Source organism: Zongyangia hominis (assembly GCF_014385095.1).
Taxonomy (GTDB): domain Bacteria; phylum Bacillota; class Clostridia; order Oscillospirales; family Ruminococcaceae; genus Zongyangia; species Zongyangia hominis.
The window spans coordinates 587,002-609,140 of record NZ_JACRTC010000001.1 but is presented as its reverse complement, the minus strand read 5'-3'; the positions used below and the strand labels follow the sequence as shown (position 1 = coordinate 609,140).

Sequence of the window (22,139 nt, the reverse complement as noted above, 5' to 3'; positions counted from 1 at the left end):
GCGTTGTATATCTTTTCAGAAAAAGAAAAGCATGCTATAATAACCCAGTTAGCGCTTCAACGCGACAATAAAGGAGGATATTATGAAGAGAAACAACATTGTGAAATCTGCCATTGCGCTGATAATGGCACTGGTTTTGACCTTTGCTTTGGCGGCATGCAGCGGCGGAGAGAAAAAGAAGGAAGCAGAGTATAAGCAGCAGGTAGCCGATATCTCTACCGAGGTGCAAAAGGTCTTCACCAACTTCAGCAACACGCTCCCAACGCTGGACCCGGAGGATGAAAACTCTCTGTCCACCATCGAGGGTATGATCGACGAGATGGAGACGAGCTTTGAAAAATACGGCAAGCTGACCGCCCCGAAAAAATATGAGCCGGTACAGACGCTTCTCAATGAATCTACCGATATGGCGCTCAAAGGACTGGGCATCATCCGGGAGGAGATTAAAGGCTTCTTTGGCAGCGAGGGCACCGGCGACACCGCCAAGCTCCAGGAGGGCACCCAGCTGCTGATGGACGCGGCGCTCAAACTGCAAGAGGCAGGGGAAAAGGGCGACGAGATCGACAGCAAATAATCCATAGGATAAAAAAACAGCCGCTTATTAGCGGCTGTTTTTGCGCCGGGAGGGCCGGCGCTAGGAGAACACGGGAACCATTGAACCCGTAAAAAAGCCAGGGGGACGGCCGTCCCCCTGGCTTTATAATTGAGCCGGCGCGTGATGATGCTAAAACAGGGGAAAGACGAAGCGGTGAAAGAGTACGAGCAACGCCGCTTGCGCGAGAATGATCAGCGGTACGCCCGCCATAAAATACCAGTGCCGGGTTTTGTGGCGGAAGAGAAGCATTCCGACATAAAGACCGACGCTTCCGCCCAGCGCCGCCAGGAGAAAAAGAGTTTTTTCGGGGGTGCGGCGCCGGTGTTTCCGGGCGGCCCGCTTGTCCCACCCGCAGACGAAAAAGGCGATGAGATTCATAACGCCCACCGCGGTCCAGAAATAGAGCATGAGACAAACCTCCTTGGGGCCGATTATAGCATAGAAGAGGTGTCTACGCCAGCAGGAAACGGCAAAACTTTCATTTAAGAAGGGACCGTGAACAGAGTGGAAACTTTATTCTTGAACGCTTGTTTAGTATTGAAGCCGTTGCGAAAAGGGGGTATAATATAGAAAAAGAAAAATGAACGGGTGTTTAATTATGCAAAGGCCGAAGGAAAAAATAAGGGAAAGAATCCTCCAAGCGGCACAGGAGGAATTTGTGACGGTGGGGTACCGGCAGGCGTCCATGCGAAAGATCGCCGAGCGCTCGGGTATCACACCGGGAAACATCTACGCCTATTTTCATGGGAAAGACGATCTCTTTGACCAGGTGGTGGCCCCCACGCTGGAAAGCCTATCCCAGCTTGTTTGGGGGGTGTCCAAAGGGACGAATTTATCGGACAACAGCGTCCGGCAGATCACCGACGCGGTGGCCGAGGTCTTCCGCCAAAACAAAAAGGGATTTCTTATCCTGACGGATTTTAGCGACGGCTCCCACCATGAGGACATGAAGCGCAGCATCGTTTCGGTGGTGCAAAAGCGCCTGACCGACGAGTTCCTGCCCCAGCTGCCCGAAGCCATGCGAAGCCATCTATTGGCCAAAGCTCTGGCCACCGCCATTATCGAGGGGATTCTCTGCCTGTTTCGGGAATATCATGACGACGACACCCAGCTTTATCAGGGCCTCAATGAATTTATTACCATCGTGCTCGGCGGTATGAGCACCATGACCGATTTGTCAGGAAAGGAAGGAAGAAGCGATGGCGGGATTTGTTCACCTGGAACATGTCTATAAGCGTTACCGCATGGGCGAAGTGACCATCACAGCGACCGATGACATTTCATTTGACATAGAAAAGGGGGAGTTCGCGGTCATCGTGGGCTCCAGCGGCGCGGGTAAGACAACGGTGCTCAACATCCTGGGCGGCATGGACCGCTGTGACGAGGGGGAAATTTTGGTGGACGGCCAGGACATCAGCCGTTACCGCCCCAAACAGCTCATCGAGTACCGCCGCTTTGACATCGGCTTTGTCTTTCAGTTTTATAACCTGGTCCAGAACCTGACGGCCAAGGAAAACGTGGAGCTGGCCGCCCAGATCTGCCGGGACCCCATGGACGCGGCGGAGGTCCTCTGTCAGGTGGGGCTGGGGGAGCGGCTCGATAACTTCCCGGCCCAGCTCTCGGGCGGCGAGCAGCAGCGGGTGGCCATCGCCAGGGCCCTGGCCAAGCGCCCGAAGCTGCTATTGTGCGACGAACCAACCGGTGCGCTGGACTCGGACACCGGCAAAGCCATCCTCAAGCTTTTGCAGGACACCTGCCACACCACAGGGATGACGGTCATCGTCATCACCCACAACCTGGCCATCACCCCCATGGCGGACCGGGTCATCCGGCTCAAAAACGGCAAGGTGCGGGAAATCAGAAGAAACGAAGCCCCCAAACCCATTGAAGAAATCGAGTGGTAGATGATGAAACGAAGCGCGTTATTCAAAGAGATGATGCGGGAGATTTGGCGTTCCCGCAACCGTTTCCTCTCCATTTTGGGCATCATCGCCATCGGCACCGGCTTTTTCTCCGGCGTCAAGGCCAGCTGTCCCGACATGCAGCTGACGGCCCAGGACTATTTTGAGGAAAACCGGCTGATGGATCTGCATCTGGTTTCCACCTTCGGCTTTAACGACGACGACATCGCCGCCATCGCCCAAATGCAGGGGATACGGGGAATGATGCCGGGATATTCCACCGATGTGTTTGTCAGCACCGGGGAAAATTCCGACGTCATTGTCCACGCTATGTCCTTATCCCGCGGCCAAATGGGTGGGGACGACGAAAACAATATCGACCGGCCCCTGCTCATCGAGGGACGCCTCCCCGAAAAGAGCGGGGAATGCGTGGTGGAGCAAAATATCCATACGCCAAAGCAGTTTCGCCTGGGTAACACCATCCGTTTGGAGGCGGAGAAAGGAAAGGAGCTCTCCGACACCCTGAAAACCGACACCTACACCATTGTGGGTATCGTTCAGACGCCCCGGTACATTAATTTCCAGCGGGGCAACACCACCATCGGCGACGGCGTCATCGACGCATTCATGATGATCCCCGAAGAGGACTTTATGACGGAGGTCTACACCGACGTCTTTCTGACCCTGGAAAGCACGCAAGGGCTCTCTCCCTTCGACGACCGCTACGACCGGGCGGTGGAAAAGGCCACGGAGGAATACGAGTCCTTAGCAAAACGCCGTTCCCAGGAGCGGTATGATGAAATTTACAGCGAAGCCAAAAAGAAGATCGCCGACGCCAAGGCCGACTTGGCGGAAGGGGAGTGCAAGCAACAGGAAGAACTGGCCGACGCCCGAAAGAAGATTGCCGACGGGGAACAGGAGCTCCTCGATGGCAAGCAGGCGCTGCGGGACGCGAGGGCCAAGTTTAACGATAAGATCGCCGATGCCGAGCGTCAGATCGCCGACGGCGAAAAGGAGCTCCTCGACGGCGAGAAGGAATACGAGGAGGGTCTTGCGAAATATAAAGAGGGCCTTAAGGAATATGAAGAGGGGCGCAAAGAATACGAGAAGCAAAAGGAAGCGGCCCTCGCCCAGCTCAAAGAATACGAGGACCAGGCAAGCGCTCTCCGCGCCCAGCTCGAGGCGGGGCAGGCCCAAATCGACGGGGCCAGAACGCTTGTCGGCGGCGTCAGCGGCATTTCCGCCTCCTTTGCCCAGACGAGTATTTCTGACCCCTCCCAGTTCCCGCCGGAGGTGTCCGGCGTCATCCAGAACGCGGGGCAGCTCGACGCCATGCTCCCCGAGGGCACGCTGCCGGAAGGGGTCACCGTGTCGGGCATGCTGACCCAGTATATCATTTTAGACCCGGAGAGCGCCCAAAAGCAGCAACTTAAAATGCAGCTCGACGGGCTGACATCCCAAATGTCCGAGGCCCTCGACGATCAGGAATCCCAGCTGGCGCCGGGCTGGGAGGGCCTTTCTCAGCTTGAACAGGGTATCGAGGACGGCTACCGGGAGCTTGCCGACGCGAAAGAGAAGCTCGACGAGGCTAAGGCCCAGCTTGATGACGCCAAGGCCGAGCTCGACGCGGCGAGAAAAAAGCTGGACGACGGCTGGGCGGAGCTGGAAGAGAGCAAGCGGACCCTCCAGGAAGAGAAGGAAAAGGGGGAGCGGGAGCTTGCCGACGCCCAGGCGGACATCAAGCAGGGGGAAAAGGATTTGGCCCAGGCCCGCATCGACTATAACCAGGGCAAGGCGGATTCCGATCAGGAGCTCGCCGACGCCAGGGAAAAAATTCAGGACGCCGAATATGATTTGGAGGACTTGAGCCTGCCCAAATGGTATGTTTGGGACCGCAACAACAATCCCGGCTACTCCGGCTACCAGGAGGACACCCAGAAAGTGGACGCCATCGCGGCGGTCTTTCCCGTCTTCTTTATCCTGGTGGCGGCGCTGGTGTGTCTGACCACCATGACCCGCATGGTGGAGGAGCAGCGCACCCAGATCGGCGTCATGAAGGCGCTGGGCTACGGCCGGGGCGCCATCATGATGAAATATGTCTCCTACGCCATCTTGGCGAGCGTCCTGGGAAGCGCTCTGGGGTTGGCGGTGGGGATGCAGCTCTTCCCCCAAATCATTATCAACGCGTACAACATCCTCTACAACATGCCCAAACCCCTGACCCCCTTCCGTTGGGACTACGCCTTTTGGTGCACCCTGGTGGCAGCGGCCTGCACCGGCCTTTCCGCCTTTGCCGCCTGCTACAAGGAACTGATGGAAAATCCGGCCGCCCTCATGCGTCCCAAAGCGCCCAAGGCCGGCAAGCGAGTCTTGCTTGAGCGGTGGACCTTTGTCTGGAGCAAGTTGAGCTTTACCTATAAAGTGACGTTGCGCAACATCTTCCGCTACAAAAAGCGGGTGCTGATGACCATTGTGGGGGTGGCCGGATGTACCGCCCTCATCCTCACCGGGTTCGGGCTGCAATATGCCATCTCCTCCATCGGGGACCGGCAGTTCGGCGACATCTTTGTCTATGATGGGGTGGCCGCCGTGGAGGCAGGCGACGCCGAGGGCGGCCTTGACGAGCTGCGCGGGTATTTTGATAATACGCCGGAGCTGACCGGGACCCTCTTCACTCTGCAAAAGAGCATCGACGCGCAAAACGGAAAAAAGGTCAAGAGCGTCAATCTCTATGTGCCCGAAAGCACCGGCAACATTTCCGATTACATCGTCCTGCGGGAGAGAATCGGCCAAAAGCCTCTGACCCTCACCGACGAAGGTGTCATCATCAACGAGAAGCTGGGCAAACTGCTGGGGCTGGGGACGGGGGACACCCTGACCCTCAATCACCCCGACGGCCGTCCCATGGAGGTGAAGATTACCGGCGTCACCGAAAACTACGCCATGAACTATGTCTATATGACGCCCGCCCTCTATGAAAAGGAATTCCGGGAGGAGCCGGTCTATAACGCGGTTTATTTTAACACCAGCGCACAGGGGGACAGCGCTCAGAGCGAGCTGTCCTCCCACCTAATGGAGCAGGAGGGCGTCCAGGGGGTCAGCTACACCTCGGGGAGCACCATCCGCTTTATGGATATGCTCGACAGCCTCGGCATCATCGTCTGGGTGCTGATTTTCTCGGCGGGGACTCTGGCCTTCATCGTGCTGTACAACCTGACCAACATCAACATCAACGAGCGCATTCGGGAGCTTGCCACCATCAAAGTGCTGGGCTTCTATGATAAGGAGGTCTCGGCCTACATCTACCGGGAAAACACTATTTCCGCCCTCCTGGGTATGGTTACGGGGCTGGGAGCCGGGGTACTATTAGAGCGCTTTGTTATCAAAACGGCGGAGGTGGACATGGTGATGTTCGCCCCGGACATCGGGTTGTGGTGCTTTGTGTACGCGGCGCTGTTGACCATGCTCTTTGCGCTGATTGTCAACCTGGTGGTCCATTTTAAGCTCAAAAAAATTAATATGGTGGAGTCCCTCAAATCGGTGGAATAGGGAGGACACGAAAAAAGGGACGGCGCATGTTGTGCCGTCCCTTTTTTCGTGTTTAGCATTTAAATTTGTTTTTTGATGCGGTCCAGGGCGCCCTTTTCGAGTCTGGACACCTGGGCCTGACTGATGCCGATTTCACCGGCCACCTCCATCTGGGTCTTGCCCTCGAAAAACCGGAGGGAGAGAATCTTCTTCTCCCGCCCCGACAGCCGGGAGATGGCCTCCTTGATGGAGATTTCCTCGAGCCAGTTGGTGTCGTCGTTTTTGTCCCCCACCTGGTCCATCACATAGATGGTGTCCCCGCCGTCGGAGTACACCGGCTCATAGAGGGAGATGGGCTCCACAATGGATTCCAGCGCCAGGACCACGTCTTCTTTTTTCATCTGCATCTGCTTGGCGATTTCCTCCACCGTCGGTTCCTTGAGCTCCTCGCCCATGAGCCGCTCCTTGACCTGCATAGCCTTGTAGGCGATGTCCCGCATGGAGCGGCTGACCCGGATGGCGTTGTTGTCCCGCAGATAGCGGCGGATTTCGCCGATGATCATGGGCACGCCGTAGGTGGAAAAGCGGACGTTCTGGTTGGGGTCGAAGTTGTCGATGGCCTTGATGAGTCCTATACAGCCCACCTGGAACAGATCGTCCAGATTCTCTCCCCGGTTGACAAATTTCTGCACCACGCTCAACACCAGGCGCAGGTTGCCGCTGATCAGCTTTTCTCTGGCATCCTGGTCCCCGGTCTTTGCCTTTTTGAGCAGTTCCATCTTTTCCGCCTCTTTTAATACTGTCAACTTGGAGGTATTCACGCCCGTCAGTTCTACCTTGTTCAGATACATGCCCACACTTCCCATCCAGCTGTTTTGACCGTCCACCGGTCTACCCTCACAGTATGGACACACTCTTTGGGACACATGCATTAGAATTTTTCCAATTGTTACTAACATGTTTTCGAAAAAGGGGGAATAGGATGTTAGGAAAGGGAGTGAGCGCGATGAGCTGCCGGATAACAGATCTCAGACATAAGGACGTGGTCAACGTGCGGGACGGGTGCGTACTTGGCTGCGTATCGGATATCGAAATCGACACTTGCAACGCCTGTGTGGTGGCGATCATCGTTTATGGCAGGCTGCGGTGCTTTGGGCTGCTGGGGCGGGAGGACGATATCGTCATTTCCTGGAACAACATCCAGGTGATTGGCGAGGATATCATCCTGGTTAACTTCGATATGCCCCGCCGCCGTCCGAAAAAGTTCGGCGGCTTTATGGAGGGACTTTTTAAGTAACAAAGATTGTACTGTCTTGTTGACGCCTGTCCTTACAAAAGGGCGGGCGTTTTGATTTGAAAAGAGAAAAAACTCTGAAAAAACCCTTGCAAGGAGCGTTCTCACGTGCTATAATATATCGGAAAAACACACGTTTTGCCGCTGTGAATCAGGTGCTGGTCCGTCGGACCGGTCATTTCGCAGAAACGGTAAGACGGAGGAAACAACCTAAGGAGGATTTTAACATGGGCGTAGTATCTATGAAACAGCTTCTGGAAGCCGGTGTTCACTTTGGACATCAGACCAGAAGATGGAACCCGAAAATGGCAAAGTACATCTTCACGGAGAGAAATGGTATCTATATCATTGACCTGCAGAAGACCGTGAAGAAACTGGAAGAGGCCTACATGTTTGTCAGAGACGTGGCCGCCAACGGCGACACCGTTCTGTTTGTAGGAACCAAAAAACAGGCTGGCGAGTCCATCAAGGAAGAGGCTGAGCGCGCAGGCGCCAACTTCGTCAACGCCAGATGGCTGGGCGGCATGCTCACCAACTTCAAGACTATCCGCCGCAGAATCGACCGCCTCGCGCAGCTGCGCACCATGGAGGAGGACGGCACCTTTGACCGTCTGCCCAAAAAAGAGGTCATCAAACTGAACCTTGAGATTGAAAAACTGGAAAAATTCATGGGCGGCATCAAGACCATGAAAAAGCTCCCCGGCGCTCTGTTCATCGTCGACCCGAGAAAAGAGAGAATCGCCGTTGCGGAAGCGAAGAAACTGGGTATTCCCATTGTCGCCATTGTTGATACCAACTGCGACCCCGACGAGATTGACTACGTCATCCCCGGCAACGACGACGCCATCCGCGCTGTCAAACTGATTGCTCAGACTATGGCCAACGCCATCCTTGAGGGCAAACAGGGCGAGCAGGTGGAAGAGGCCGCGGCTGAAAAAGAAGAGGAAGCGGCCAACGCATAAGGCGTACGCACTTTTTGTCTATGAAGAGAATGCCCGTGCAGTTGCCCGGGCATTCCTATTGTAAGAGATCGAAATATTGAGAATGAAACATAGGAGGATGTAAACTATGGCATTTACAGCAAGCGATGTAAAAGCGCTCCGCGAGAGAACCGGCTGTGGAATGATGGATTGTAAAAAAGCGCTGTCTCAGACCGACGGCGATATGGACAAGGCAATTGAAATCCTTCGTGAAAAGGGACTGGCCGCTGCGGCGAAGAAAGCGACCCGTATCGCTGCCGAGGGACTTGTCTATGCCCTGGTTGACGACGCCAAAAAGGTGGGCGTCATGATCGAAGTCAACGCGGAGACCGACTTTGTCGCCAAGAACTCCGATTTCGTCGCGATGGTAGATTCCTTTGCTAAAACTGCCATCGAAGAGAACCCCGCCGATGTGGACGCGCTGCTCAAATGCAAAGCGGCCGGCTCCGACATGACGGTGGAAGAAGTGCTGCGCGACAAGATTCTCGTCATCGGCGAGAACATGAAGGTCCGTCGCTTTGCCCGTCTGGAAGGCGAGCTGTGCACCTACATCCATGGCGGCGGAAGAATCGGCGTTATGGTCAAGTTCGACGTGGACAGCGCCGTTGCCGCTAAAGACGAGTTCAAGAGCTTTGCCAAGGATATCGCCATGCAGATCGCCGCGGTTGCGCCTCAGTATCTGAACAAAGAGGACGTTCCTGCCGACGTGGTGGAAAAGGAGAAAGAAATCCTTACCGCGCAGGCCATGAACGAAGGCAAGCCCGCCAACATCGCTGAGAAAATGGTCATGGGCAGAATCGGCAAGTTCTACAAGGAAGTCTGCCTGGTGGAGCAGCCCTTTGTCAAAGACGGCGATATCACCGTCGGCAAATATGTGGCCAACACCGCCAAAGAGCTGGGCAGCGAGATCAAGCTCGTTTCCTTTGTCCGCTTTGAAAAGGGCGAGGGCCTGGAGAAGAGAGAAGACAACTTCGCTGATGAAGTTGCCAGCATGATGAAATAATTTCGCTTTTAAAAAGGGCTTATCCCAAAAGAGGGATAAGCCCTTTTTTGCTGCCCCGGAGGAAATATCATTTTTTGATATAAACGGTGGCGCTGTCAAGATTGATGGCCTCAAAATCTTCCAAATACTCCTCAAAAAATACGCTTAGGGGATTGTGTTCGTTGGTGATACCATATCCGTCCTTGACAACAAAGACGCAGTCGGGCAGTTTCTCCGGATGAAGGCGGTAATACTGGAGGAGGCGTTCACTCTCAAGCGGGGTGCGCCAGATCGAAGGGGAGGCGGGCGCCGCGGTTGTAGCGAGGTAACCGAAGGGAAGCAGCTTAGTAAAGAGAACGGTCCCCTCCTCAGGTAGATAGGAAAAAGCGTGGATGATGGATTGATATTTTTGCTGCTGCTCTTGGGTTGTAAAGAGATAAGCGCCGGGGCCGTGTTGAAGCTGGGCTGTTAGAGACGAAACCGGGCCGTCTCTATAAACAATTGTGATGCGCAAAGTGCCGATCAGTGCAATGAAGCAACATAAAAATAGCGGGAAAGCAGCCCGGAGGGGAATCGAATTGGGAAAAAGCTCTGGAATTATTTGAGATATCAGGAGGATGACAGCGACGGTACAGAAAATAAAAGGGAACGAGAAAAAAGAGTAGCCGTTGTTGGTCCCATAGCTGACAGCAAGGGAGAAAAGGATGCCAGATCCCCATAACAGGAAAGGCGTGAAATGATGGCGGAAATCCTTGCAAGCTAAAAAGAATAAGGGGCCGGTCAAGGCAAATGGAATCAGAAAAAGATGAACCCGGTTGACTCCAATATCTTTCATAAAGAAAGCTCGAAAGATTTCCAATAGCAAGAGGGCGGAAGCGATGACAAAGAGTAATTTTCGTAAAAGAAGCCGCCGCCCTTCTGGCAGAATTTGTTTAAGGAGCAGAAAGGAAGCGATGCTGGCGCCACTTATGATCAGCAAAAAGGCATAGTTGGAGAAATAGGAGAAGAAATAGGCATACAACGGCTGGAGCAAGCCCCGCGACGGATGTTCCGGGTCGGTGATGAGGTAGGGCAGATGGTGAATCAGTGCAGAAAAAGAGGAATGCATCACGAGATTGCAAAGTAAAAGCGCGAGCACCAGCAGACAGCCCCCGGCAAACAGAAGAAGAGAAAAAACCACCTTTCGTTTGTCACAGCCGCGTAAGAATAGGAAGAAGAGCGGGACCATTATTACGGGAACAAAAATCACAAGAAAGGGGTAACACTGGACGGCGAGCGCGAAAAAAATACCGGAAAGAAAGAGAAATCCCCCTTTCTTATGGGAGAGAAAAGATAAAATAGCCAGGAACAAAAAGCTGAGGGAGAGTGTATTGTAGGAAAAATTTTGAATCTGAGCGGGGGTAAACAGTAGATAGCTGAGGGAGGATAATAGGGAGGCCACGATGGAAAAATGCTTTTTGAAAACTGAGAAAGCGGTGATGGCAATGATAAACTGCAAAACCGTATACAATAGGCGAAAGGATAAAAGGATGCCTTCTGTCGATCCCACAATAAAAGTATAAAGGCGGACGAAGGGTACGAGGAGCATGGCGCTCAGCTGATGGATATCCCAGGAGTGCAGAAAAAATTGATCGCCCAGGACAAAGCGATAGGGAAGAGCGAGATAATAGGTCTCGTCGGACCAGTCAAAGCCATAGAAACATCGGATGCATAACAGCAAAAAAGCAAGAGATAGAATGAGGAATGAGACAGTCATCTTTCTTTTCTCCATCATCGTTTCCATCTGTATCCCCTCCTTTTTATCAATTATAAGAGAAGAAGGCGAGAAAGACAAGCATGGCAAAGATCACCCTAGGTGTCCATGGGCGAGGGGGAGTGGGCCCAGGCTGGAAGAAAAGTAAGAAATGGGAAAAATAGGGCACAAGAAATAACTTGGGGACTGGGTTTTGTATAAAGATAAGCAATATTACCAAAATATCAGCGGCAGGTTCACTATAATATCCGAAAGAAATACTTTTACAATTCTTTGGGTTTGATAGTCTTTACATCACTGTCCGGTTATTGTAAAATAATAGAGATCGAAGGAAAATCCTGAAAAGACCAAGGAGTGTGAAATATGCAGCCGAAGTACAAAAGAGTTCTACTCAAACTTTCCGGCGAAGCTCTGGCAGGCAACAACAAATTCGGTTTGGATTACGATACGGTCTATGAAATATGCAAAGGTATCAAAAAATGCGTGGATGTGGGCGCTGAGATCGCCATCGTAGTCGGTGGCGGCAACTTCTGGAGAGGCCGCTCCAGCGGTAAGATGGACCGCACCCGCGCCGATCATATGGGTATGCTGGCTACCGTCATCAACGCCCTGGCATTGGCCGACGCCCTGGAACAGCTGGGCGTGGTCGTCCGGGTACAGACCGCCATCTCCATGCAGCAGGTAGCGGAGCCCTATATCCGCAACCGGGCGGTCCGCCATTTGGAAAAGGGCCGGGTCGTCATCTTCGGCTGCGGCACCGGCAATCCCTTCTTTTCCACCGATACGGCCTCCTCACTGCGGGCGGCTGAAATTGACGCGGACATCATCTTTAAGGCAACCATGGTGGACGGTGTATACGACAGCGATCCGGCCAAGAATAAGGATGCGGTCAAATACGACAATCTCACCTTCAAAGAGGTGCTGGACAAAGAGCTGGCTGTCATGGACCTGACGGCCGCTACCATGTGCAAAGATAACGACATCCCCATTATGGTGTTCAGTTTATCCGATCCGGATAATATTTATAAAGCGCTGATTGGTGAAGAGATCGGCACAATTGTCAAGGAGGATTAAGAACCATGAGAGAAGACTTCAAAGTATACGACGAAAAGATGGGCAAAACCATCAAGGTGCTCAAAGGCGAGTTCGATGCCATCCGTGCGGGACGTGCCAATCCCGCGGTGCTTGACAAAATCACGGCCGATTATTACGGCGTACCCACCCCCATCAATCAGATGGCGGCCATTTCGGTGGCGGAGGCCCGGATCTTGGTTATCCAGCCCTGGGACAAAAGTACACTGAAAATGATCGAGAAGGCCATCCAAAAGTCGGAACTGGGTATCAATCCCACCAACGACGGCAATGTGCTGCGCATCGCGTTCCCGCAGTTGACGGAGGAGCGCCGTAAAGAGCTGTGCAAGGACGTGCGCAAGCTCGCCGAGGAAGGCAAGGTTGCCATCCGCGCCATCCGCCGGGACGCCAACGACAAGTTCAAAGCCATGAAAAAGAAAAATGAGCTCAGCGAAGACGACCTGAAGGATTATGAGAAGGAAATGCAGGACTTGACGGACAAATATGTCAAGGATATCGATGGGATGTCCGCCGCCAAGGAGAAGGAGATTCTCTCCATCTAACGCATCAATTCAATTTTAACAAGTGCAAAGGAGAAGGGGAATATGCCGCGTTTTTTTGCCAAAAAGGAAGCCGCTCCTAGAATTTTGCCCCAACACATCGGCATCATCATGGACGGCAACGGCAGATGGGCAAAAAAGCGCGGCCTTCCCAGAAAGGCTGGACACAGTAAGGGCGCGGAAACCTTTCGGACAATCACGCAGTATTGTCAGGAGATTGGGATTCCCTACCTTACTGTGTACGCTTTTTCCACAGAAAATTGGAAGCGCCCCCAGGACGAGGTGGACGCCATCATGAATTTGCTGCGGGACTACCTGCACAACGCCTTTTCCCACAAGGACGACAACATCCGCTCCATCTTTATCGGGGACCGCCGTCCGCTGGACGCGGACATCCAGGAGCTGATGGCCGAGGCGGAGGAGGGCAGCCGGGACGCCACGGGGCTGACGGTGAATGTGGCCCTTAATTACGGCGGGCGCCAGGAGATCGTCCAGGCGGCGAGAAAGCTGGCCCAGCAGGTCAAGGACGGGGACCTGCGGGTGGAGGACATCGACGAGAGAACCGTGTCCGACGCGCTCTACACGTCGGGACAGCCCGACCCGGATCTCATTATCCGTCCCAGTGGGGAATACCGCATTTCCAATTTCCTTTTGTGGCAGTGCGCCTATGCGGAATTTGTGATGATGGACATTCTTTGGCCCGATTTTACCCCCAAACATCTGGAGGAGGCCATCTCTATCTACAATAGCCGCAGCCGCCGCTTCGGCGGCATCTAGCGCCGGGGATCGATCCCGGGCACAATGCGAAGACAGATCTTGCCGGGGCATCACGGCGGAATGGAGCTAATGATGAAACAACGTCTTATTTCGGCCGGAGTTGGACTCATAATTCTGGCTATTGTCCTTTTTTGCTATGATACCATTGTTTTAAATATCGTGATCAGCGCCATTTCGACCATTGCTGTCCATGAAGTCCTGCTCGCCACCAAATGCACCCAGCACAAGGTGCTCACAGGCATTTGCCTGCTCTTTGCGGCCAGTGTGCCCTTCTTCAAGCTCCTAATAGCCTTTAAGTTCATCGCCATGGGTTGCTTAATCTTTGTGCTGACCCTGTTTCTCATTCTGCTGCGCCAGCATGAAAGCCTCAAAATCGGGGAGGTAGGGATGGCCTTTATGGTCTCCATCTGCATCCCGTTTTCCTTCTTGAGCCTTGTCAACATCCGGGATGCGCTGCAAAACACGACGCTGGGCATTTTCTGCCTGATTCTCACCCTGGCGGCGGCCTGGGTCTCCGATTCCGGGGCCTATTTTGTGGGCCGGGCCTGGGGCAAGCGGAAGCTGGCCCCCAAGATCAGCCCGAAAAAGACGGTGGAAGGCGCCATTGGCGGACTTGTCACCTGTACCGTGTTTTTTGTGCTGTTTGGACTTCTCTATACCTACCTATGCGGGGCGCTTTTTGACATCAAGGTGGCGGTCAACTACCCGATGCTATTGCTTCTCGCGCCCATCGGTTCACTTCTTAGCATAGTTGGCGATCTTTCCGCATCTATTATAAAGAGACAGTGCGGCATCAAGGATTTCGGCACCATCATGCCCGGACACGGCGGCATTATGGACCGGTTCGATAGCATCCTGTTTGTGTCGCCTATGTTTTACGTGGCGGTGCAGTATCTGACGCTGATTCGGTTGGCGTAAAGCAAGCGTCACGGAGGTCAAAGAAAGAAAAAGAACTTTCCAAAGAAGCGGCACTTATCATCGTCAGCTGATAAGTGTGCTTTGTTTTATAGCGGTGGGACCGGGGAAAGTCCTTGGTTCACAGGAAATGGAGTAAGGAAATATCATGGCAAAAAAGATAGCGGTTCTGGGGTCGACAGGCTCCATTGGAACCCAGACCCTGGACGTCATCGACCATCTGGGTTATGAAGTGACGGTCCTGAGCGCCAACAGCAGCATTGATCTTCTGGAGGAGCAGGCGCGCAAGTACCGGCCCCCATATGTGGCGGTGGCCAACGAAAGCGCCGCCCGGGCGCTTGCCGAGCGGCTGCGGGATCTGCCGGTATCGGTGCTGTGCGGGGAGGAGGGTCTCAAAGAGGCCGCGTCCTTAGAAGAAAACGACATCATCGTCAACGCCGTTGTCGGCATCGCGGGGCTTGTCCCCACCATGGCGGCGCTGGAAGCTGGGAAGACGCTGGCGCTTGCCAACAAGGAGTCCTTGGTGGCCGGCGGGCGGCTGGTCTTAGAGACCGCCCAGCGCACCGGCGCGCAAATTCTGCCGGTGGACAGCGAGCATTCGGCCATTTTTCAGTGCCTTTGGGGGGACGGCCATCGGGAGCACCTCCAAAAAATTCTATTGACCGCGTCGGGCGGTCCCTTTTTCGGTATGAAAAAGGAAGATTTACAAAGAATATCGGTGGAGGACACCCTGCGACATCCCACCTGGAATATGGGCGGGAAGATCACCGTGGATTCCGCCACCCTGATGAACAAGGGCTTGGAGCTCATCGAGGCGGTCTGGCTTTTCGGCCTTCGCCCCGAGCAGGTGGAGATTGTGGTCCACCGGGAAAGCGTGGTCCACTCGGCGGTGGAATTTGCCGACGGTTCGGTCATTGCCCAGATGGGGGTGCCGGACATGCGGCTGCCCATTCAGCTGGCGCTGACCTATCCCGAGCGTCTGCCGGGGAAGACCCGGCCTCTCTCCCTGACCGAATACGGGAGCCTTACCTTCTACCCGCCCGATTTCGAGACCTTTGACTGCCTGCGCAGCTGTGTGCGGGCCATCGAGATGGGGGGGCTGATGCCATGCGTGGTCAATGGGGCCAATGAGGAGGCGGTCGGCCTCTTTTTACAGAAGAAAATCCCCTTTCTCAAAATTGGGGAGCTGGTGGAAGCGTCGCTCTCCCTGACAGAATATAGAAAAGAAGCAAACAGTATGGAGGACATCAAAAGGGCGGACGGGGCGGCCCGGGCTTTTGTGCGGGCGCAAATCGGTTGACAACGTTTCATAGATTGGAAAGGAAGATCGCATGCCGAATATTATCGTGACCGTCATCATCGCTATCCTGGTCTTTGGCGCTATTATCATCATTCACGAGCTGGGACACTTTTTGGTTGCCAAGGCAAATAAAGTCAAAGTCAATGAGTTTTCCTTCGGCATGGGGCCGGCCCTCTTCGGCTTCACCCGGGGCGAAACCCGGTATTCCATCCGTCTGTTTCCGCTGGGCGGCTATGTGAGCATGGAGGGCGAGGACGAGGAAAGCGACGATGAGCGCGCCTTTAGTAAGAAAAAATGGTGGCAGAAATTTCTCATCGTGGTGGCGGGCGCCGTCATGAACCTGATTTTGGGCCTCATTATCCTCATGTGCCTCACTTTTCCCAACAAGACCATGGGCACCACCACCGTGGCCCAGTTTAACGAGGGCTCCCAGTCCCAGATTGCGGGGCTCAGGGAAGGGGATCAGATCGTCAAAATAAACTCCTCCTCCATTCACATCGACATGGACATCATCTATGAGCTGATGCTCGACCACGACGGCCGTGTGGATATGGTGGTCAAGCGGGACGGACAAAAGGTGGAGATTCCCAACATCCAGTTTGCCATGACCCAGGACGACGACGGCAACAAATTTGTCAATATCGACTTTAAGGTCTATTCGCAGGACAACAGCTTCTTAAAATCCCTCCAAAAGTCCTTTTACTGGACGGGGGGCATCGTCAAGGTGGTCTGGCGCTCCCTCATCGACCTGGTCACCGGCAACTTCTCCCTCAACCAATTGGGCGGACCGGTCCGGGTGGCCGACGAGCTGGCCCAGGCTTCCAGCGTGGGGATCGATTCTCTCCTTATGATGGTGGCCTTCATCACCGTCAACGTGGGCGTCTTTAACCTGTTGCCCTTACCGGCTTTGGACGGCGGACGGCTCATCTTCATCATCATCGAGGGCATTCGGGGCAAGCCGGTGCCTGCCAAGTACGAGGGCTGGGTCCATGCGGCGGGCTTTATCCTGCTCATTCTGCTCATGGTCTTCGTCACCTTTAACGACATTCTCAATCTCATCAGGGGGTAGCAATATGATCGAGCGGCGAAAAACCCGGAGCGTCCGGGTGGGGGACGTCATCATCGGTTCCGAAGCGCCGGTGGTCATCCAGTCCATGCTGAGCGCCCCCTCCTACGACTTGAATGGGAATATTTCCCAGGCAATAAAGCTCAAAGAGGCCGGGTGTCAAATCATCCGCATCGCCGTGCCCGACCACGACGCGGTGAAACTCATCGGGGAACTCAAACGCCGGGTGGGGCTGCCGGTGGTGGCCGACATCCACTTCGACTACCGGCTGGCCCTGGAATCGGTGGAAGCCGGGGTGGATAAGGTGCGCATCAATCCCGGCAACATCGGTGGGGAAGACCGGGTCAAGGCGGTGGCTGAGGCCTGCAAGAGCGCGGGCGTTCCCATCCGCATCGGAGTCAATTCCGGCTCCATCGAGCGGGAAATTTTGGCCAAACACGGAGGCCCCACCCCCGACGCCATGGTGGAAAGCGCCCGGTATCACTGCTCTCTCTTGGAAAAATATGATTTTACCGATATTGTGCTCTCCCTTAAGTCCTCCAATGTGGTGGACATGATCGAGGCCTATGAAAAGATCGCGCGCCTTTGCGACTATCCGCTCCATCTGGGGGTCACCGAAGCGGGGACCAAGGAGATGGGCGTCGTCAAGTCGGCCGTGGGCATCGGCAGCCTTCTCACCCGCGGCATCGGCGACACCATCCGGGTTTCCCTCACCGACGACCCGGTGGAAGAAATCCGGGCGGCGCAAAACATCCTGCGCAGCATCGGTTACTACCGGAAGGGCGTCACCCTGGTGTCCTGCCCCACCTGCGGGAGAACCCGCATCAATCTTATCGAGCTGGCGGGGCAGGTGGAGGAGGCGCTGCGGGGCGTGGAAAAGCCGCTGACCGTGGCGGTGATGGGCTGTGTGGTCAACGGGCCGGGCGAGGCCTCCCAGGCGGACATCGGCGTCGCCGGGGGCGACGGCTGCGCGGTGCTGTTTAAAAAGGGACAAATTCTGCGGAAAATCCCGGAGGAAAACATCCTCCAGGAGCTTCTGGCGGAAATTGAAAAGCTATAAAGCTAAAGGGGAAGAACATTGGCGGAAAAGACGTTTAAGCAGCTGTTTGGCGCGATGATCGGGGATAAGATGAGCGCCCTGCCGGAGCAATCGAAAATTTTAAACCTTCACATGGACTACAATAACAGAACAATCGAGATTGTGGGATGGTTTGAAAAGCTCGTGGACCGGCGGGTCCTTTACGGCGTGGAAAAGGCGCTGGAAAAGCCCCTGGCCGTTAAAAAAGTGAAGATACATACCGTTTATCCCAAGGAATGCTTCTGTGCCGGGTGCCTGTCTATGCTGGTGGAGGAGCTGCGGGAGAAAGCCGTCATGGTCAACGGCTTTTTTGACGACGCTGTCGCCAAGTTTGAGGACGGCGTTTTTTCCATCACCCTGGCTCACGGGGGATACGACTTCATCAAAGCCGCCAACTGTGAACAAAAGCTCAAAGAGATCATCCGGGAGCGCTTCTCGCTGGAAGCCGGCGTCCGGTTTGACGGGGTGCTCAGCCTCGACAGCGAAAGCGAGGAATATAAGTCCGCCTTTGAAAACATTAAGGCGATAGAACAAGTGCAGGCCCAAGAGCGCAGCAAGGCGGCCGTCGAGCCGCCCAAGCGCAGAACCCAGAAGGCGGCCTTTGATACCGAGGGCCTGCCCTTTGTGGAGGGGAGCATCGCGGTCATCTACGGCAAGGCCATCCGCCAGCGTCCCATCCCTTTGTCGGAAGTGAACATGGAGAGCGGCCGGGTGGTCGTCTGGGGCGAGATCTTCTCCAAGGAGCGGCGGGAGAGCCGGGACGGCAGCAAGCACATTTTTTCCCTCAATATCACCGATTCCACCTCCTCCAACACCCTCAAAATGATCATGGACGCCAAGGAGTCGGACACCATCGACGCCCTCAAAGAGGGACAGGCCATCATCGCCCGGGGCGAGGCGGGGTACGACAAATATGACCGGGAGGTCACCATCCGCCCCTATGACATCTCCACCGTCCAGCTCATCGAGCGCAAGGACCTGGGGGAGGAAAAGCGGGTGGAGCTCCACTGCCACACCAACATGTCGGCCATGGACGGCCTCACCGACGCGGGAACGCTGGTCAAGCGGGCCTTCTCCTGGGGCCACAAGGCCCTGGCCATCACCGACCACGGCGTGGTGCAGGGCTTCCCCGACGCCATGAACGCCGTCAACGCCATCCGGGCCAAGGGCGGGGAATTTAAAATCATCTACGGCGTGGAGGACTACTTCGTCAACGACATGGTGGCGGCGGTCAGCGGCCAATGCGACGACCGCCTCGACGACACCTATGTGGTCTTCGACATCGAGACCACCGGCCTTTCGGCCAAATCAGAGCGCATCACCGAGATCGGCGCGGTCAAGGTCACAAACGGGGAGATCGTGGACACCTTCGACACCTTTGTGGACCCAGAGCGCCCCATTCCGCCCAAAATTACCGAGCTCACCGGCATCACCGACGAGATGGTCAAAGGCGCGCCCAGTGAAAAGGACGCGGTGCAGGCCTTTTTAGACTTTGCTGAGGGGCGGGCGCTTGTGGCCCACAACGCCCCCTTTGACACCGGCTTTATCCGGGCGGTGGCGGGACGGCATCATTTGGATTTTTCCAACGCCGCCATCGACACGGTGCCCATCGTCCGGACCCTCTATCCGGAGATGAAGAACCACAAGCTTAACACGGTGGCCTCTTATTTAAAGCTGCCGCCGTTTAACCATCACCGGGCCAGCGACGACGCCAAGGTGCTGGCCGATATCTTCCGCATCGTCTCCGAAAGGCTCCGGGAGGAGCTGCATGTGGAGACGATCAGCCAGATCAACACGGCTTTGGGCGGCGGCGACCCCAAAAAGCTGCCCAGCTATCACCAGATACTGCTCGTCAAGAACCTGACGGGGCTTAAAAACCTGTACCGCTTGGTCTCCCTGGGCCACCTCAACTACTTTTATAAGCGGCCGCGGGTGCCCAAGAGCGAGCTCATCAAATACCGGGAAGGACTGATCATCGGTTCAGCCTGTGAAGCGGGAGAACTTTACAGGGCCGCCTTTGCCGGGAAGAGCTTCGGGGAGCTCTGCGACATCGCCAAATTCTACGACTACATCGAAATTCAGCCTCTGGGCAACAACGCCTTCATGCTGCGGGAAGGGATGGTAAACTCCGAGGAGGAGCTCAAAAACCTCAACCGCCTCCTGATCCGGGTGGCGGACAAGGTCCACCGTCCGGTGGTGGCCACCGGCGACGTCCACTTCTTGGACGAGCGGGACGCCAAGTTCCGGGCGGTGCTGATGGCGGGCCAGGGCTTTAAAGACGCCGATCAGCAGGCGCCGCTCTACCTGAAAACCACCGACGAAATGCTGGAAGAGTTCAGCTACCTGGGTAAGGAGAAGGCCTATGAGGTGGTCGTGACCAACCCCAACAAGATCGCCGACATGGTGGAGATCATCAAGCCCATCCCCGACGGCACCTACACCCCCACCATCGAGGGGGCGGAGGAGGATTTGCAGCGCATCACCTGGAACCGGGCGAGGGAGGTCTACGGGGAAGAGCTCCCCGACATCGTCAAAAACCGTCTGGACCGGGAGCTTGGCTCCATCATCAAGCACGGCTTCTCGGTGCTCTACATCATCGCCCAGAAGCTGGTGGCTAAGAGCGAGAGCGACGGCTATCTGGTGGGCTCCCGTGGATCCGTCGGCTCCTCCTTTGTGGCCACCATGGCCGGCATCTCGGAGGTCAACCCCCTGCCGCCCCACTACATCTGCCCCAACTGCAAGCACAGCGAGTTTATCACCGACGGCAGCGTGGGCTCCGGCTTCGATTTGCCGGACAAAAAGTGCCCCAACTGCGGGGCGGATTACAAGCAGGACGGCCACGACATCCCGTTTGAGACCTTCCTTGGCTTTAACGGCGACAAGGCGCCGGATATCGACCTCAACTTCTCCGGCGAATACCAGGGGAACGCCCACAAATACACCGAGGAGCTCTTCGGCCAGTCCCACGTCTTCAAGGCCGGCACCATCTCTTCGGTGGCGGAAAAGACCGCCTACGGCTATGTGAAAAAGTATTTGGAGGAGCGGGGACAGATCGTCCACCGGGCGGAGGAGCTGCGTTTGGCCCAGGGCTGCACCGGGGTCAAGCGGACCACCGGGCAGCACCCCGGCGGCATGGTGGTCGTGCCCAACGAATATGAGGTCTACGACTTCACGCCGGTGCAGCACCCGGCGGATTCCACCGACTCGGACGTGGTCACCACCCATTTCGACTTCCACTCCCTCCACGACACCATCCTAAAACTGGACATTCTCGGACACGATGTGCCCACCCTCTATAAGCATTTGGAGGATTTGACCGGCATTTCGGTGATGGACGTTCCCATGAACGACACCAAGGTGTACAGTCTCTTCACCTCTCCCGACGCTTTGGGGGTAAAAAAGGAAGACATCGACTGCGAGACGGGTTCCCTGTCCCTGCCCGAGATGGGCACCAACTTCGTCCGCGGGATGCTCATTGAGTCCCAGCCCAAGACCTTCTCCGATTTGCTCCAGATTTCCGGCCTTTCCCACGGCACCGACGTGTGGCTGGGCAACGCCCAGGAGCTGATTAAAAACAAGGTCTGCACCATTTCCGAGGTCATCGGGACCCGTGATTCCATCATGGTCTATCTGATGCACAAGGGCCTCGACCCCAATATGGCCTTCAAGATCATGGAGATCACCCGAAAGGGAAAGGCGCCCAAGCTGCTGACCAAGGAGCACATGGATGCCATGCGGGAGCACGGCGTGCCTGAGTGGTACATCGACAGTTGTCTGAAAATCAAGTACATGTTCCCCAAGGCCCACGCGGCGGCCTACGTCATCGCGGCCATCCGGCTGGGCTGGTATAAGATTTACCATCCGCTGGCATACTACGCGGCCTTCTTCACCGTCCGCGGCGGGGACTTCGACGCCGAGAGCGCCATCAAGGGCAGGGGGCTTGTCAAGGTGCGGATGGACGAGCTCAAAGCCAAGGGCAACGACCGCTCGGCCAAGGAGGAGGACCAGCTTTCCACCTTGCAGGTGGTCAATGAGATGCTGGCCCGGGGCCTGGAGTTTTTGCCCGTGGATCTCTACCAATCCGACGCCACCCGCTACGTGCCCGAGGACGGCAGGCTGCGCCTGCCCTTCACCGCCCTCAAGGGGCTGGGGGAGGCGGCGGCCCGCAGCCTCCAGGAAGCTTCCCGGCAGGGGCCCTATATCTCCATGGACGAGGTGGGCTCCCGGTCGGGCGTCTCCAAGGCCGTGGTGGAGCTTCTCAAAAACGCCGGCGCCATGGGGGAACTGCCCGAAAGCAGCCAGACCACCTTGTTTTAATGAAAGCGCCGCTCCTTTTAGC

Annotated in this window: 18 protein-coding genes; 15 read left to right on the top strand and 3 right to left on the bottom strand. The window is 55.6% G+C overall.

Features of this window, described 5'->3' with window-relative positions; translation table 11 throughout:
• Nucleotides 1-82: 82 nt before the first annotated feature.
• Nucleotides 83-574 (top strand): DUF7018 domain-containing (lipo)protein, encoded by a 492-nt coding sequence (locus H8709_RS02665; RefSeq protein WP_262396821.1) that lies wholly within the window; start codon nt 83-85, stop codon nt 572-574.
• 150 nt (nt 575-724) lie between these two features.
• Here the strand turns inward: H8709_RS02665 and H8709_RS02660 are convergent, their stop codons facing one another.
• The gene (locus H8709_RS02660) at nt 725-1,003 is read right to left on the bottom strand and encodes a DUF1294 domain-containing protein (protein WP_262396820.1); all 279 of its coding nucleotides are present in this window, start codon (nt 1,001-1,003) and stop codon (nt 725-727) included.
• Nucleotides 1,004-1,193: 190 nt separating this feature from the next.
• Here H8709_RS02660 and H8709_RS02655 point away from each other — a divergent pair, with 190 nt between their 5' ends.
• Genes H8709_RS02655 through H8709_RS02645 form a run of 3 tightly spaced genes read left to right on the top strand, consistent with a single transcriptional unit; the run spans nt 1,194 to nt 6,045 of the window.
• Nucleotides 1,194-1,829, top strand: a complete 636-nt coding sequence (locus H8709_RS02655) for a TetR/AcrR family transcriptional regulator (protein WP_262396819.1) — start codon at nt 1,194-1,196, stop codon at nt 1,827-1,829.
• The gene (locus H8709_RS02650; protein ID WP_262396818.1) at nt 1,795-2,499 is read left to right on the top strand and encodes an ABC transporter ATP-binding protein; all 705 of its coding nucleotides are present in this window, start codon (nt 1,795-1,797) and stop codon (nt 2,497-2,499) included. Before H8709_RS02655 ends, H8709_RS02650 begins: the two co-directional genes overlap by 35 nt.
• Nucleotides 2,500-6,045 carry an FtsX-like permease family protein gene (locus tag H8709_RS02645; protein WP_262396817.1) on the top strand — a complete coding sequence of 1,182 codons (3,546 nt, stop codon included), beginning with the start codon at nt 2,500-2,502 and terminating at the stop codon, nt 6,043-6,045.
• A 59-nt stretch (nt 6,046-6,104) separates the two neighbouring features.
• Here the strand turns inward: H8709_RS02645 and sigG are convergent, their stop codons facing one another.
• A complete protein-coding gene (gene sigG / locus H8709_RS02640; RefSeq protein ID WP_262396816.1) occupies nt 6,105-6,875 on the bottom strand; it encodes an RNA polymerase sporulation sigma factor SigG in 771 nt (256 codons plus the stop codon).
• 155 nt (nt 6,876-7,030) lie between these two features.
• Between sigG and H8709_RS02635 the strand changes: the two genes are divergently transcribed.
• The 3 genes from H8709_RS02635 (at nt 7,031) to tsf (ending at nt 9,301) form a co-directional block, all read left to right on the top strand.
• The gene (locus H8709_RS02635; protein WP_262396815.1) at nt 7,031-7,321 is read left to right on the top strand and encodes a YlmC/YmxH family sporulation protein; all 291 of its coding nucleotides are present in this window, start codon (nt 7,031-7,033) and stop codon (nt 7,319-7,321) included.
• Nucleotides 7,322-7,545: 224 nt separating this feature from the next.
• Nucleotides 7,546-8,280: a 30S ribosomal protein S2 gene (gene rpsB, locus H8709_RS02630; RefSeq protein ID WP_262396814.1), complete on the top strand. Its 735-nt coding sequence runs from the start codon at nt 7,546-7,548 to the stop codon at nt 8,278-8,280.
• 106 nt (nt 8,281-8,386) lie between these two features.
• Nucleotides 8,387-9,301: a translation elongation factor Ts gene (gene tsf / locus H8709_RS02625; RefSeq protein ID WP_262396813.1), complete on the top strand. Its 915-nt coding sequence runs from the start codon at nt 8,387-8,389 to the stop codon at nt 9,299-9,301.
• A gap of 67 nt (nt 9,302-9,368) precedes the next feature.
• Here the strand turns inward: tsf and H8709_RS02620 are convergent, their stop codons facing one another.
• Nucleotides 9,369-11,063: a hypothetical protein gene (locus tag H8709_RS02620; RefSeq protein WP_262396812.1), complete on the bottom strand. Its 1,695-nt coding sequence runs from the start codon at nt 11,061-11,063 to the stop codon at nt 9,369-9,371.
• A gap of 333 nt (nt 11,064-11,396) precedes the next feature.
• Here H8709_RS02620 and pyrH point away from each other — a divergent pair, with 333 nt between their 5' ends.
• The 8 genes from pyrH (at nt 11,397) to H8709_RS02580 (ending at nt 22,117) form a co-directional block, all read left to right on the top strand.
• Complete coding sequence (gene pyrH / locus H8709_RS02615; RefSeq protein ID WP_262396811.1) at nt 11,397-12,107, top strand: UMP kinase; 711 nt, start codon at nt 11,397-11,399, stop codon at nt 12,105-12,107.
• A 5-nt stretch (nt 12,108-12,112) separates the two neighbouring features.
• Entirely contained in the window at nt 12,113-12,667 is a 555-nt protein-coding gene (gene frr, locus H8709_RS02610) for a ribosome recycling factor (RefSeq protein WP_262396810.1), read from the top strand.
• Between the two features lie 42 nt (nt 12,668-12,709).
• Entirely contained in the window at nt 12,710-13,441 is a 732-nt protein-coding gene (locus tag H8709_RS02605) for an isoprenyl transferase (protein ID WP_262396809.1), read from the top strand.
• 72 nt (nt 13,442-13,513) lie between these two features.
• Nucleotides 13,514-14,359, top strand: coding sequence for a phosphatidate cytidylyltransferase (locus H8709_RS02600; RefSeq protein WP_262396808.1), 846 nt, complete (start codon nt 13,514-13,516; stop codon nt 14,357-14,359).
• 145 nt (nt 14,360-14,504) lie between these two features.
• Nucleotides 14,505-15,656: a 1-deoxy-D-xylulose-5-phosphate reductoisomerase gene (dxr, locus tag H8709_RS02595; RefSeq protein ID WP_262396807.1), complete on the top strand. Its 1,152-nt coding sequence runs from the start codon at nt 14,505-14,507 to the stop codon at nt 15,654-15,656.
• Between the two features lie 31 nt (nt 15,657-15,687).
• Nucleotides 15,688-16,725, top strand: coding sequence for an RIP metalloprotease RseP (rseP, locus tag H8709_RS02590; protein WP_262396806.1), 1,038 nt, complete (start codon nt 15,688-15,690; stop codon nt 16,723-16,725).
• Between the two features lie 4 nt (nt 16,726-16,729).
• Complete coding sequence (gene ispG / locus H8709_RS02585; protein WP_262396805.1) at nt 16,730-17,782, top strand: flavodoxin-dependent (E)-4-hydroxy-3-methylbut-2-enyl-diphosphate synthase; 1,053 nt, start codon at nt 16,730-16,732, stop codon at nt 17,780-17,782.
• Between the two features lie 54 nt (nt 17,783-17,836).
• Nucleotides 17,837-22,117, top strand: coding sequence for a PolC-type DNA polymerase III (locus H8709_RS02580; RefSeq protein WP_262396804.1), 4,281 nt, complete (start codon nt 17,837-17,839; stop codon nt 22,115-22,117).
• The last annotated feature ends 22 nt before the right edge of the window (nt 22,118-22,139 follow it).